The organism is Sanguibacter massiliensis, assembly GCF_900240335.1.
GTDB classification, from domain to species: domain Bacteria; phylum Actinomycetota; class Actinomycetes; order Actinomycetales; family Cellulomonadaceae; genus Flavimobilis; species Flavimobilis massiliensis.
The window spans coordinates 2,705,231-2,719,268 of the sequence record NZ_LT964979.1; the positions used below are offsets into that span (position 1 = coordinate 2,705,231).

Annotated in this window: 10 protein-coding genes, 1 tRNA gene and 1 pseudogene; 10 read left to right on the forward strand and 2 right to left on the reverse strand. The window is 72.0% G+C overall.

All coding sequences use genetic code 11. From position 1 onward, the window contains the following. Positions 1 to 229: 229 nt before the first annotated feature. Positions 230 to 814: pseudogene (locus C1729_RS12500) on the reverse strand (TetR/AcrR family transcriptional regulator); the annotation flags it as partial. Positions 815 to 951: 137 nt separating this feature from the next. Between C1729_RS12500 and C1729_RS12505 the strand changes: the two are divergent. The 9 genes from C1729_RS12505 (at position 952) to C1729_RS14670 (ending at position 9,831) form a co-directional block, all read left to right on the forward strand. Further along, a tRNA-Gln gene (locus C1729_RS12505) sits at positions 952 to 1,026 on the forward strand. Between the two features lie 90 nt (positions 1,027 to 1,116). Then, on the forward strand, positions 1,117 to 2,724 hold the full coding sequence (gene glmU / locus C1729_RS12510; protein ID WP_102510239.1) for a bifunctional UDP-N-acetylglucosamine diphosphorylase/glucosamine-1-phosphate N-acetyltransferase GlmU: 1,608 nt from the start codon (positions 1,117 to 1,119) through the stop codon (positions 2,722 to 2,724). Beyond that, a complete protein-coding gene (locus tag C1729_RS12515; protein ID WP_102510240.1) occupies positions 2,721 to 3,704 on the forward strand; it encodes a ribose-phosphate diphosphokinase in 984 nt (327 codons plus the stop codon). Before glmU ends, C1729_RS12515 begins: the two co-directional genes overlap by 4 nt. A gap of 1 nt (position 3,705) precedes the next feature. Beyond that, entirely contained in the window at positions 3,706 to 4,077 is a 372-nt protein-coding gene (locus C1729_RS12520) for an SIMPL domain-containing protein (protein WP_207204616.1), read from the forward strand. Between the two features lie 280 nt (positions 4,078 to 4,357). After that, on the forward strand, positions 4,358 to 4,942 hold the full coding sequence (locus C1729_RS12525; RefSeq protein WP_102510242.1) for a 50S ribosomal protein L25/general stress protein Ctc: 585 nt from the start codon (positions 4,358 to 4,360) through the stop codon (positions 4,940 to 4,942). Between the two features lie 114 nt (positions 4,943 to 5,056). Beyond that, on the forward strand, positions 5,057 to 5,656 hold the full coding sequence (gene pth / locus C1729_RS12530) for an aminoacyl-tRNA hydrolase (RefSeq protein WP_102510243.1): 600 nt from the start codon (positions 5,057 to 5,059) through the stop codon (positions 5,654 to 5,656). Positions 5,657 to 5,866: 210 nt separating this feature from the next. Then, positions 5,867 to 7,018 (forward strand): DUF1972 domain-containing protein, encoded by a 1,152-nt coding sequence (locus C1729_RS12535; protein ID WP_102510244.1) that lies wholly within the window; start codon positions 5,867 to 5,869, stop codon positions 7,016 to 7,018. Continuing rightward, positions 7,015 to 7,803, forward strand: a complete 789-nt coding sequence (locus C1729_RS12540; RefSeq protein WP_102510245.1) for a CDP-alcohol phosphatidyltransferase family protein — start codon at positions 7,015 to 7,017, stop codon at positions 7,801 to 7,803. The genes C1729_RS12535 and C1729_RS12540 overlap by 4 nt, the downstream gene beginning before the upstream one ends. A 498-nt stretch (positions 7,804 to 8,301) precedes the next feature. Further along, on the forward strand, positions 8,302 to 9,831 hold the full coding sequence (locus C1729_RS14670) for a hypothetical protein (RefSeq protein ID WP_165375504.1): 1,530 nt from the start codon (positions 8,302 to 8,304) through the stop codon (positions 9,829 to 9,831). Here C1729_RS14670 and C1729_RS12550 read toward each other — a convergent pair. Further along, the gene (locus C1729_RS12550; protein WP_102510246.1) at positions 9,818 to 12,181 is read right to left on the reverse strand and encodes a glycosyltransferase; all 2,364 of its coding nucleotides are present in this window, start codon (positions 12,179 to 12,181) and stop codon (positions 9,818 to 9,820) included. The genes C1729_RS14670 and C1729_RS12550 overlap by 14 nt on opposite strands. Before the next feature lie 198 nt (positions 12,182 to 12,379). Between C1729_RS12550 and C1729_RS12555 the strand changes: the two genes are divergently transcribed. Then, on the forward strand, positions 12,380 to 13,831 hold the full coding sequence (locus C1729_RS12555) for a lipopolysaccharide biosynthesis protein (protein ID WP_102510247.1): 1,452 nt from the start codon (positions 12,380 to 12,382) through the stop codon (positions 13,829 to 13,831). Positions 13,832 to 14,038: the final 207 nt, after the last annotated feature.

The window sequence follows — 14,038 nt, forward strand, 5'->3', positions numbered from 1 at the left end:
CGGCGTCGCGCTGCTGACGCTCGGCGTCCTTCGCCGCGCCGCCCGCAGTCCCGGTCGCGCCGCCGGCCGTCCCGGACGCGCCGCCCGCAGTCCCGGTCGCGCCGCCGGCCGTCCCGGACGCGCCGCCGGAAGTCCCAGGCTCGTCGGCGAGGCCGGTGCCGCCGCCCCCAGCCGTACCGTCCGGCGCCCCGCCGTCAGCGTGCGCGGTCGCCGCGGCCGTGCTCGTCGGCAGCACGGGCGAGCGTTCCATGCCTGCGAGCCCGTTCCAGGCAAGGTTGACGAGGTGCGCTGCGACCTCCTCCTTCGACGCGGTGCGCTGGTCGAGCCAGTGCTGCCCCGTGAGGGCGACCATGCCGACAAGCATCTGCGCGTAGATGGGGGAGTAGCGCGGGTCGAGGCCACGGCGGGTGAACTGCGCGCCGAGGAGGTGCTCGACCTGCATTGCGACGTCGCCGATGAGGCTCGAGAACGTGCCCGACGACTGCGTGACGGGCGAGTCGCGCACAAGGACGCGGAAGCCGTCCTCGTTCGCCTCGATGTAGTCGAAGAGGGCCATCGCGGTCCGCTCGACGAGGATCTTCGGGTGCCCGCCCGCCTCGAGCGCGCGCGTGAGCGCGCGTGTGAGCGCCTCGACCTCGCGGTCGACGACGACCGCGTAGACGCCCTCCTTGCCGCCGAAGTGCTCGTAGACGACGGGCTTGGAGACCTGCGCGCGTGCGGCGATCTCCTCGATGCTCGTCCCGTCGAACCCCTTGGCGCCGAAGAGCTCGCGGCTCACCGCGAGCAGCTGCTCGCGGCGTTCCTTGGCTGACATGCGGGCGCGGGGGACCCTCTTGTTCTCGGCGGACACGCCCCCATCATGCCGTGCCCGTGCGGGCCGCGACAGGAGCGCGGGCCGTGGCACCCCGCGCGGGCTGGCAGAATCAGGGGTGGTGCGCCGAGGCGCACCGGTCCGCCCTGGTGTAATGGCAGCACGCCGGCCTTTGGAGCCGTGCAGTCTGGGTTCGAGTCCCGGGGGCGGAGCCAGGCGTCCCGACCGGCGGCGCCGCGTGCGGCGGTAGACTGTCCGGCGGGCCTCCTGAGGCCAGTCCCGCCCCCCGAGCGACCGGAGTCCATGTGACCACCGCACGCCCCGCCGCCGTCGTCGTCCTCGCTGCAGGTCAGGGGACCCGCATGAGATCCGCGACATCGAAGATGCTCCACGCGATCGGCGGGCGCACCGTCCTCGGTCATGTGCTCGCCGCGTCGCAGGGGCTCGACCCCGAGCGTCTCGTCGTCGTCGTGCGTCACGCCCGTGAGGAGGTCGCGGCGGAGGCCGTCGCGTGCGTCCCGTCGGTCGTCATCGCCGACCAGGACGACGTGCCGGGCACGGGCCGTGCCGTGCAGTGCGCGCTCGAGCGGCTCGACGCCGCCGCGCACGCGGTCGCGGCAAGTGCGGGCACGGCGAGCGCGGGCGACGAGGTCGGTCTCGAGGGCACGGTCGTCGTCGTCGCGGGCGACGTGCCGCTCATCGACCCGGAGACGCTCGCCGAGCTCCACGCGCAGCACGTCGCAGGCGGGCACGCAGCGACGGTCCTCACGGCCGTCGTGCCGGACGCGACCGGCTACGGCCGCATCGTCCGTGACGAGCACGGTCGTGTCGCGGGCATCGTCGAGCACCGGGACGCGACTCACGAGCAGCTCGGCATCCGTGAGATCAACTCCTCGATCTACGTCTTCGACGCGGCCGTCCTCCGCGGCGCCCTCGGGCGCCTCGGGCAGGACAACGCGCAGGGCGAGGTGTACCTCACCGACGTCCTCGCGATCGCGCGCGCCGACGGCGGCGTCGTCGGCGCTGTCCAGGCGGCGTCCGCGCTCACGGTCGAGGGGGTTAACGACCGGGCTCAGCTCGCGCAGCTCGGCGCCGAGCTCAACCGCCGCACCCTCACGCGCCACATGCTCGCGGGCGTGACGATCGTCGACCCGGGCACGACGTGGATCGACGTCGACGTCGAGCTCGCACAGGACGTGACGATCCTCCCGGGCACGCAGCTCCACGGCGCAACGACGATCGGCACGGGCTCGACGATCGGACCGGACACGACGCTCACGGACGTCGAGGTCGGCGAGGGCGTCACGGTCGTCCGGACGCACGGTTCGCTCGCGGTCCTCGGCGACGGCGCGAGCGTCGGGCCCTTCGCCTACCTGCGGCCGGGCACGCACCTCGGGGCGCACGGCAAGATCGGCACGTTCGTCGAGACGAAAAACGTCGAGATCGGCGAGGGCTCGAAGGTCCCGCACCTCACGTATGTGGGCGACGCGACGATCGGCGAGGGCACGAACATCGGCGCCGGCTCGATCTTCGTCAACTACGACGGTGTCCGCAAGCACCGCACGTCCGTCGGCTCGCACGCACGGACGGGCGCGAACAACAAGTTCGTCGCCCCCGTCTCCATCGGGGACGGCGCCTACACGGGCGCCGGCGCCGTCATCCTCGAGGACGTCCCTGCGGGCGCCCTGGCCGTCTCGAACGCGCCGCAGCGGACGATCGACGGCTGGGTCGAGCGTCGCCGTCCCGGGACCGACTCGGCGCGTGCCGCGGCCCGCGCGGCCTCGACCGCTGTGCCGCAGGGCCTCGGCGCGCAGGCGCGCGCCGAGCGCGAGCGCGCGGAGAGCGCCACCCCCACGCTCCCGGGGCAGTCCGCCCCGGGTGACGCCGTACCCGAAGGAGACAGTGCACGATGACCGGGATCATCTCCCACGCCGACGAGAAGAGGCTCGTCCTCGTCTCGGGCCGAGCCCACCCCGAGCTCGCGCGCGAGGTCGCGGCGTCCCTCGGCATCGAGATGGTGCACACGACGGCGTACGACTTCGCGAACGGCGAGATCTACGTGCGCTACGCGGAGTCCGTGCGTGGCGCGGACGTCTTCGTCCTGCAGTCGCACACCGCTCCGATCAACCAGTGGATCATGGAGCACCTCATCATGGTCGACGCGCTTAAGCGCGCCTCGGCCAAGACGATCACCGTCGTCGTGCCGTTCTACGGCTACGCGCGTCAGGACAAGAAGCACAAGGGCCGCGAGCCGATCTCGGCGCGCCTCATGGCGGACCTCTTCAAGACGGCCGGCGCCGACCGTCTCATGAGCGTCGACCTTCACACGTCGCAGATCCAGGGCTACTTCGACGGCCCTGTCGACCACCTGTGGGCGCAGCCGATCCTCATCGATTACGTGCGCACCCGCGTCGACATCTCGAACGTCACGGTCGTCTCCCCGGACGCGGGTCGCATCCGTGTCGCGGAGCAGTGGGCTGCGAAGCTCGGTGGCGGGCCGCTCGCGTTCGTCCACAAGACGCGTGACACGTCGCGCCCCAACCAGGCGGTCGCCAACCGTGTCGTCGGTGACGTCGAGGGCAAGAGCTGCATCCTCGTCGACGACCTCATCGACACGGGTGGCACGATCGCGGGGGCCGTCCGCGTCGTCCTCGAGGCGGGCGCGAAGGAGGTCATCGTCGCGGCGACCCACGGCGTGCTCTCCGACCCGGCCGCGCAGCGGCTCTCGGAGTCGGGCGCGCGGGAGGTCGTCGTCACCGACACCCTGCCGATCGCGGCGGACAAGCGCTTCCCGCAGCTCACGGTCCTCTCGATCGCGCCGCTGCTCGCACGTGCGATCCGCGAGGTCTTCGATGACGGGTCCGTCACCAACCTCTTCGACGGGAACGCCTGACGTGGCCTGCACCGGTGTGACGACCGCGGGGCGCGGCGTCGCCGTCGCGCGTCCGGACGTCACCCGGTGCGAGCTCAGCGCCGCGGGTGACCGTGCTCGGCTCCACGGCCTCCAGGTGCTCGTGAGCGACCCGCAGGCCGCGGCGCGGGACGCTCGTGCGGCGGCGTTCGCCGACGCGCGTGACCGGGCCGAACAGTTCGCGGCACTGGCGGGTCGCGGGCTGGGAGAGCTGCTCGAGCTCACGGAGACCCCCGGCCGGGGCACCCCTGTGGGCCGGGCGTTCAAGCCCATGGCTGCGGAGGCCGCGATGCCCGTCGACGCTGGCACGGAGGAGATCGAGGCGCACGTGACGACGACGTGGGCGTGGGCCTGAGCCCGCGGAGCGTCCCCGCACGGGCTCGCTGAGACCACGCGCACACCGGCCGAGCCTCCAGGGCGCGGCCGGTCTCGTGTATCCTGGGCAGGTTGCCTCGGCGAGGGATGTCTGACGGGCCGCCTAGTGCGTGCCCCGGAGGGCGGGAGATCCGCCCCACCGACGATCCGTGATCGACTGGGCGGTCCGCTCGCGCGCGTCCGTCATGCGCCCCGCGCCGAGGCACCGCCCACCGGGTCCCGCTACCGTTCCCGGTCTCCCGAACTCCGCAGGAGCACCCATGTCTGACGTCAAGCTCTCCGCCGTCCTCCGCACCGACTTCGGCAAGGGTGCGGCGCGCCGCACCCGCCGCGAGGGTCGCGTGCCCGCCGTCCTCTACGGGCACGGCTCGGACCCGCTCCACGTGTCGCTCCCGACGCACGAGACGTACCTCGCGCTCGTCCGCCACAAGAACGCGCTCTTCGAGATCGACGTCGAGGGCGACGTCAAGCTCGCGATCGTCCGTGACGTGCAGGTCGAGGCCGTGCGCCGCGAGATCGAGCACATCGACCTCCTCCTCGTGAAGAAGGGCGAGAAGGTCATCGTCGAGGTTCCGATCGTCGTCGTCGGCGAGCCCGCCCCCGCGACGATGCACGTCGTCGAGCAGCTCTCGGTCCAGGTCGAGGCCGAGGCGACGAACCTCCCCGACTCGATCGAGGTCGACATCACGGGCCTCACCGCAGGCACCGTCGTCTACGGCAAGGACCTTGTCCTCGTGGACGGCGCCTCGCTCGTCAACGACCCCGACAGCGACATCGTCATCATCTCCGAGGTGCGCGGCCCGGTCGAGTCCGCGGACTCCGCCGAGGAGCCGGCCGAGGCCTGAGCCTCACCGCTCCACCGTGCCTGAACGCCCGGCGCCCCTGCGGGGTGCCGGGCGTTCTGCATCCCACCCGCCACTTCCATCGCACGGGCGCGCGAGCGCCCGAGGAGGACTCCCATGACCGACGGACCCTGGGCGATCATCGGGCTGGGCAACCCCGGCCCGAAGTACGCGGGCAACCGCCACAACGCCGGGCAGATGGTGCTCGACGAGCTCGCCGCGCGCTGCGGCGTGCGGTTCGCGACGCACCGCTCGCAGACGGTCGCGGCCGAGGCACGGCTCGGGCTCGGCCCAGGTGGCGTCCCCGGGCCGCGCGTCGTCCTCGCGAAGCCGCAGTCGTACATGAACACGTCGGGCGGACCCGTCAAGGCCCTCGCCGGTTACTTCGGCGTGCCGCCCGAGCGGCTCGTCGTCGTCCACGACGAGCTCGACATCCCCTTCGGCGACGTACGGCTCAAGCTCGGCGGCGGCGAGGGCGGCCACAACGGGCTGCGCGACATCACGCGCGCCCTCGGCACGAAGGACTACCTGCGGGTGCGCGTCGGCGTCGGGAGGCCTCCGGGGCGTATGGACACGGCCGACTACGTCCTCAGGGACTTTGGGTCGACCGAGCGCAAGGAGCTGCCGTTCCTCCTCGACGCCGCGGCGGACGCGGCCGAGATGCTCGTCACCCAGGGGTTGCTCGCGGCCCAGGGGAAGTTCCACGCGCCTGCGTGAGCGCACGGAGTCGCGTGACGGCGTCCGCGGGGTGAGCAGCCACCACCACGGGGTGGACCTCGGGTGACGTCCGCCTGCTTCGGTCGTGTCACGTCCCTGGGCGCAGCATGCTGGGTTCGGGCCTGCGTCAGCGGGTCCGGCGCTGCGGGCAGCGTCTGACACCCGGGGGGTCGGGACGTGGGGCACGAGCGTGCTGGACTGAGCATCGCCATGGTCGGGACGCGCGGCGCGCCCGCACGGTACGGCGGGTTCGAGACCGCGGTCGAGGAGATCGGGACGCGCCTCGCGGCGCGAGGGCACGATGTCCGTGTCTACTGCCGGCGGGGCAACGGCGGCGACGCGGGTGACCTTGACGCGTTCGGCGGCATGTCGCTCGTCCATCTGCCGGCGCTGCGCCGTCGCAGCCTCGAGACCCTCAGCCACACGGCGCTCTCCGCGGCGCACCTCGTCGCGCGCCGCACGGACGTGGCCTTCGTCTTCAACGCTGCCAACGCGCCGTTCCTGCCCCTGCTTCGTGTCCGGGGCATCCCCGTCGCGACGCACGTCGACGGCCTCGAGTGGCGCCGAGCCAAGTGGTCCGGGACCGGCCGCCGCTACTACCGCTGGGCCGAGCAGGTCGCCGTGCGATGGTCCGACGCGCTCGTTGCGGACGCGCAGGGCATCGCCGACTACTACCGGGACGAGTTCGCTGCCGAGACGCAGCTCATCGCGTACGGCGCCCCGCACGTCGAGGCGAAGCTCGCGCGGCTCGCCGACGTCGGGCTCTCTCCCGACGGCTACCACCTCGTCGTCGCGCGCTTCGAGCCCGAGAACCACGTCGAGCTCGCGGTCGAGGGCTACGTGCGGTCGGGAGCCCGACGCCCGCTCGTCGTCGTGGGCTCGGCGCCGTACGACGACACGTACACGCGCCGCGTCACGGCGGCCGCGGCCGACGACCCGCGCGTCCGGTTCCTCGGCGGAGTGTGGGACGCGGAGCTGCTCGACGCGCTCTACGCGGGCGCGACGACGTACGTCCACGGCCACTCGGTCGGTGGCACGAACCCGTCGCTGCTGCGTGCGATCGGCGCGGGCACCGCGACGCTCGCGTTCGACGTCGTCTTCAACCGGGAGGTCCTGCGCGACGCCGGTCGATTCTTCGGCGACGCGGCGGCGCTCGCGGCACTGCTCGAGGGTGCGGAGGCTGACGCCGCGGACGTCGCGGCCCGTGGCCGCGCGCTCGCGGAGCGCTCGCGCGACTACGACTGGGACGACGTCGCGTCGCGGTACGAGCACCTCGCGACGTGCCTCGTCGAGGGACGGGTTCCCGGGCCGCAGCGTGCCCGCAGGCTCGCCGCACCGCAGTGGGCGGTGGGCACACCGTGACGGGACGCAGGGCGACCTCGACGACGGCCAGCGCCGCGCGCACCGCCCCGGCGCGGCGGACGTTCCGCGGGGCGTACCGCGAACTCGCCGCCGCGCAGAAGGGCGTTGCGCGCTCGGCGCCCGCCTACTCGCGCTACGTCAACCGTCGGCTCGGCAGGGTTCTCGCGGCGTGGGCCGCGAGCGTCCGGCTCACGCCCAACCAGGTGACGGGCGTGAGTGCTCTCTTCACGTTCGCGGGGATCGCCCTGCTCGCGCTCGGGTCACCGTCGTGGGCGCTCGGCGTCGCGGTGTGCCTGTGCCTCGTGCTCGGCTACGCGTTCGACTCGGCTGACGGGCAGGTCGCGCGGCTCACCGGGACGGGCAGCGCCGCAGGGGAGTGGCTCGACCACGTCGTCGACGCGACGAAGATCTCGGCGCTCCCGCTCGCACTCGTCGTCGGTCTCTACCGCACCGAGGCGGTGCCCGACGCCTGGCTGCTCGTGCCGATCGCCCATGCAGTGGTCGGCGCGGTCCTCTTCTTCGCGATGATCCTCACCGAGCAGCTGCGCCGCGCGGTCGGCGTGAGGTCGCAGGCGGCCGCGGGAGGGACCGGCCCCGACCTGCGGGCGCTCCTCGTCGTCCCGACCGACTACGGCGTGCTGTGCCTCGCGTTCGTCATGCTTGGCTCGTTGCCGTGGTTCCTCGGCGTCTACACGGTGATCGTCGTGGCGACGGCCTTCTTCACCGCGGCAGCGTGCGTGAAGTGGTATCGGGACGTCCGAGGGCTCGGCGCTCCCCAGGACTGAGACGCCTGCGCGTGCTCGACAGCGTGCCGTGACCCCACCCAGGGTCACGGCACGCTGTTCGTCGTCCGGTCGCTGCGCTGTCGCGGCGCTGTCGAAACGTCCGCTCTGCGACGTGGTACGTCCCACTGGCTGGACGGCTGCCGTGGCGTGACATTCCTCACCAGAACGCGCCGGAGAGCCCTCGAGGGTGATCCATAGCAGTCAGTGGGGTGAGGTGCGGAGTGAGGACCGGGTGATCTTTGCAGGTCGCGGTGTTGCCGCCGTCCAAACGTCTCCATAGTCACGGTTTTCGCTGCTTGGCAACCCCCCCTTCCGCAGCCGAGGAGACCGCCATCACAACCGGTCGTAGGTCACAGATTTCCAACTCTCGCCCTTCCTAGTCTCAATTTCGCCCAGGCAACCACCGATATCCATGACAGGCGCACCCCGGTGCGTCGCGGACACAGCATCCGCCGTGGACGGGGTGGGGCCGATGACCCCGAGCGAATGAGACCGAACGTGAACAGCTTCAGCCAGCTGCGCCGACGAGGCGCTGCCGCACTCCTTGCGGCCGTGCTCGCGGTGCCGATGGTCGCGGTGACGACCGCGAGCGCCGCAGGGACGACGATGTCCGTCGCGGCAGCGACCTCCGCGGTGAAGAACGCGACCGACGCGGACCAGCGCGCCGCAGCGAGCGTCAAGCGCGCCGAGAAGTCCAAGAAGAGTGCGGCCGCCAAGGTCACCGCGAAGCGCAAGGCAGCGAAGAAGGCTGCAGCCAAGCGCGCCACCGCCGCCAAGAACTACACGATCGCCAAGAAGAAGTACGTCGCCGCCAAGAAGAACGCCTCCCGTCGCGGGGTCGGCGGTGCGAGCATCTCGCGGGCCAAGCTCACGAAGACCTCGAAGGCGCTGAAGTCCGCGACCGCCGAGTCGCGCCGCGCGGAGAAGGCCAGGTCGAAAGCACTGTCCGAGTACACGCGCGCGAAGACCAGGGTGGCCGACGCGCTCGCTGCCAAGACCAAGACGGCCAAGGCACTGACGAAGGCCAAGAACGACCTCGCCGCCGCGATGCGACGCCCGAAGCCCACGTCGACGCCTACTGCCGCGCCGAAGCCCACGTCGACGCCTACTGCCGCGCCGAAGCCCACGTCCACGCCTACTGCCGCGCCGGAGCCCACGCCGACGCCTACTGCGGCGCCGAAGCCCACGTCCACGCCTACTGCCGCGCCGAAGCCCACGTCCACGCCCGCGCCTACTGCCGCGCCGAAGCCGACGACCCCGCCGTCAACTCCCACCGCTGTCGTGCCGACTCGCACCGCCTACACCGGCCCCATGACGATCTGGACGGCCGGCACAGTCATCGAGAACAAGGTCATCACCGGTGAGCTGAAGATCCGCGCGAACAATGTGACGATCCGGAACTCCCTGTTCGTCGGAACCACGACCGCACCGACCCGCAACTACTTCATGCTGTGGAACACCGAAGGAAACACTGGCCTCAAGGTTGTTGACTCTGAGATGCGCCCGACGATCGCGTCGTCGTGGATGAACGGTGTCATCGGCGCAGGCTTCACCCTCGAGCGCGTGAAGATCACGAACGTCATCGATCAGGTGACCATCAAGGGCGACGACGTGACGATCAAGGACTCGGTCTTCGAGGGCAACCTCTACTACAAGAACGACCCGAACCACGGTGGCCAGGAGTCGCACGCGGACAACGTCCAGATCCAGTCGGGCAAGCGGATCTCGATCACCGGCTCGACGATGCGCTCCGCGAACAACGCCACCGTCCAGGTGACGCAGGCGCTCGGCGCAGTGGCTGACCTCAACATCTCGCGCAACTTCCTCGACCACGGTGGGTGCACGATCAACATCACCGAAGGATCCAAGGGCTATGGTCCGCTCGCCGGGGTGAAGATCACCGACAACGAGTTCGGGACGAACCAGCGCATCGCGTCGTGCGCGGTCATCCGCCCGAAGACGACGGTCATCACCGCGACGGGGAATACGTTCACCGACGGCCGGGCGTTCGCCATCAAGAACGGCTGACGCGCGCCCTCGACCTGCTCCGAGCGTCGAAGCTCGCGGCACCTGCCACGGCCCCGTCCGTGGCAGGTGCCGTCGTGCTGAGCGGGTTCTCGTCGCGTCGGTAGGCCTCGTGATGCACGCCCCACGCGCCGGCGACGAGACCTGCGCCGCGCGCCAGGTCGCGGCGCGCTTGCACGTCCTTCGTGTCCCTCCCCCGTGCTGCCACGAGCCTGAGCGCGCCGCGCACCGTGACCATGGCTCCGCGGCCCGCTGAGGCAGCGCGGACGCGCGTGCGGGCCACAGCCCCGTTCGCGAGCTGGACCTCGACGTCGACAGAGGTCGCGGCGTGGCTACGGACCCGCGCGAGCAGCCAGCGGCGTTCAGACCGTTCCGCAGGGACACGGTCGATGACGACGGACTCCGCGCACGCGACGAGGGACCCGCCCGACGACGTGACCTCACGGGTGAAGAGCGTGTCCTCGCCGCCTCGGAGACCGCGGTCCGCCCGGAAGGTGAGGCCGAGCGACCGCACGCCGGCAACATCGACGAGGAGATTGCCCGTCGGTGCGCTCCGGCGCGGCGTCCCGGTCGGGAGCACGGGGCGTCGGAAGAACGCCCCGGCCTCGGTCCACGGGTCCGGGTCGACCTCCCACCTCGCGACGATCGCGCCTGAGACGAGCGTCGCCCCGGTCCGCGCCCACGTGGCGACGAGCGGTTCGAGCCAGGTCTCGCCCGGCTCGTCGTCGTCGTCGAGGAAGACGAGCAGGTCGGTCGTCACCTCGGCGAGCGCACGTGCACGCGCCGCGCCGATCCCGGGCCGCGGCTCGTGCACGTAACGCACGTGGGGACCGCCGGCCCTGCGCGACGCCGCCGCGAGCGCGGCGACCGTCGCGTCGGCACCGCCCGCAGGGTCGTTGTCGACGACGAGAACCTCGGTGCGTGGCAGGAAGTCGGGGAGCGCGCGCACGTGCGCGGTCACCGCAGCGAGTGATCGGCGGAGCTCGGCGTCTCGCCGGTAGGTGAGGATGACGACAGTGAGCGTCGCGTGCGAACCTCGCCGGACGTGCGGTGCTGCGTGCGGGTCGGTGACGTTCGCGGACCGCGGCACGGCGTCCAGGTCTCCGGGGCCGGACTGCCTGTCGGCAGCGGGGAGGTCCGGCGGCAGCACCTCGGCCCGGACTGCAGGGTCGGCCGCCCGCCCCGTGAGTGCTGCGGAGCCGTCGGCCGGGTTCAGTCCTGAGGCCAAGGTGGCGAGGGACTCTCGGACGGTCGCGCGGTAGCGTTCGACACCGAAGCGGCGGACTGCCTCCGCACGGCCAGTCGTGGCGATTCGGGCGGCGTGCTCGGGGTCGTCGAGCAGTGTCGCGACGGCCTGTGCGAGCGCGCGTGCCTCGCCTGGCGGGACGAGCAGCCCGGTGCGTCCTGGCGTGACGATCTCCGTGAGGCCCTGCGTCGCGCTCGCGACGAGCGGACGCCCCGCGAGGAGCGCCTCCACGGCGGTGTTGCCGAACGGCTCCTGTCGTGAGGGCACGAGCACGATATCGGCGTCGTCGAGCGTCGGACGGGTCGGAGACACGTAACCGAGCAGGCGGACCGCTCCCGCGAGGTCCGGCTGCGCGGCCCGAGCGCGGAGCTCTGCCTCGAACGGTTCGTAGCCGCGGAACGGCGTGCCGCAGACGTCGAGCGTCACGTCGCGTCCCTCCGCCCTCAGCAGGGCGACCGCTTCGAGCGCGACGTCGACACCCTTCCGGGGGGAGATGCGCGCAACGAGCGCGAGACGAGCGGGATCGCCCGCCCGTCGTGCGCGCAGCGGGGCGGGGGGGCCGGCGTCCGGGACCCCGTTGTGGACGACGGTGATGCGGTTGCCGAGCCGGGTGTCGACCGCCGTGAGCACGTCGGCGGACGCACGCGAGTTGACGAGAAGCGTCGATGCGAGGCGCAGCGGCGCGACTAGCGCGCGCTGGAGGAGCCGCGGCACCCCGTCCTCCGCCTCGTGGACGTGGCACACCGCCGGGACGCGTGCGAGTCGCGCCGCGACCAGCCACGTGGGGATCGTCACGGTATTGACGAGCACCACCTCGGGGCGCATCCGACGCAGCGTCGCACGACCCGTGACAGCTGCGCGCAGCGCGATCGCACCGAGGCGGACAAGACCGTGCGGCGTGAGAGCGGACTTCCTCAGGACGGGTGTCCGGGGATCGACGACGACCGCCGCTCCCACGTCCTCGAGCCGTGAGACGAGAGGTCCCGGGCCGGGCAGCGTCACCGTCACCGCCCACCCGACCTCACGCACGGCCACGACCGTCTCGAGCAGCTGGAGGTCGCTCCCGTAGACGTCGGCGGACGGGTGGGCGACGAGCAGGTGCGGCACGGCTGAGCCTCCAGGCGTCGCGGAACGGTCACCTCCACCGTAGGTCCGGGGGTGTGCGGAAGCCGGTGGTCTCACCCAGCCCCCGCCCCGCACGACGCAAGGATCGCCTGGCACTCACCCCTGATCCCGCAGGTCCGGACCGTGGCACGGTCCTAGACTCGCGGCAGGTCGCAGAACGACGCGGGGGACGGGGAGCACGTGGAGGAGCTGGGACGTCGCGCCGCGCGCGGTGCAGGGGTGACGGTTGCCGGCCAGGTGGCGCGTGTCGTGGTGCAGATGCTCTCGGTCGTCGTGCTCGCCCGGCTCCTCACTCCTTCCGACTACGGGGTCATCGCGATGGTGCTCGTCGTCGTCGGGGTTGGGGAGGTCGTGCGCGATCTCGGGCTCTCAACCGCTGCGGTCCGGACGCGGACCCTCACGGAGGCGCAGCGTTCCAACCTCTTCTGGGCGAACGCGCTCATCGGTGCAGCGCTCATGACCGCGCTGGTCGTCAGCGCGCCTCTCGTCGGCGCGATTTTCGGCCGGGACGACGTCGTTCCGGTCGCTCGCCTGGTGGCTGTCGTCTTCCTCCTCAACGGGCTCGCGGCGCAACTGCGGGCGGACCTCCAGCGGCGGCTCCGCTTCGGCTCGCTCGCTGCGGTCGACGTGGGATCCCAGGTCGCGGGCGCGGTCGTCGCGATCGTGCTCGCGGTCGGGGGCGCAGGCGTCGGGGCGCTGGCCGCGCAGCAGGTCACGCAGTCGTTCGTCGTCCTCGTCGCTTGCGCCGCGCTGTGCCGGTGGGTGCCGTCGAGGCCTCGCCGCGGCGTGCCTATGGGCGAGCTGTGGCGGTTCGGTGGGAGCCTCGCGGCCTCCCAGATCGCCGTCTACATCGGTAACAACGTCGACGCCCTCGTCATCGGCACGCGTCTGGGGCCGACCGCGCTCGGTCTGTACGACCGCGCCTACAGGCTCGTCATGACGCCGGTCTCGCAGGTGAGGTCGCCGACGACGACGATCGCGCTGCCCGTGCTGTCCCGGCTCGTCGAGGAGCCTGAGCGGCTCCGGCGCTATCTGGTGCGTGCCCAGCTCGCGCTCGCATACCCCGTGATGATCGGGGCGGCGATGCTCGTCGGGACGGCTGGCTCGGCGACGGAGGTGCTTCTCGGCGACGGGTGGGACGGTGCTGCTCCGCTCGTCCGGTTCATGGCGACGTCGGCGCTCCTGCAGACGCTCGCGTACGTCTGCTACTGGGTCTATCTCGTGTTCGGTCTCTCCTCGTTGCTGCTCCGCTACACGCTCCTCACGGTCGCGCTCAAGGTCGTGCTCGTCGTTGTGGGCAGCACGTGGGGTGTCGTCGGTGTCGCGGCGGCCTACACCCTCGCGCACACGCTCGAGTGGCCGCTGTCGCTGGTGTGGCTGTCTCGCCACGCCCCGATCCCAGGGCGGCGGCTCGCGGTCGGGGCGCTGCACATCCTCGGGGTCGGCGCCGTCGTGGCGCTCGGCGCGCACGTCGGGACGTTGCTCGTCGACGGTCCTGCGTGGCTCGCGCTGCTCGTCGGCCTTGCTGCCGGAACGGTTCTGCTCGTGGCGGCCCTCGTGCTGGCGCCGATCCGGCGGGACGCCGCTGACGTCGTCGACGTCGTCCGCGCTGCTCTCGTCCGCCGTCGCTAGGCGACGGCGGACGACGACGCGGGGAGCGCCACGACGACGCGGGGAGCGCCACGACGACGCGGGGAGCACCACGACGACGCGGGGAGCACCACGACGACGCGGGGAGCACGACGAGGCTGGTGCGACGAGGCTGGTGCGACAGTGGCCGGTCCCGTCCGCAGCATGGCTGGCTCGTCCCCGTCAGGCGCTGCGGTGCACGACGCTCTC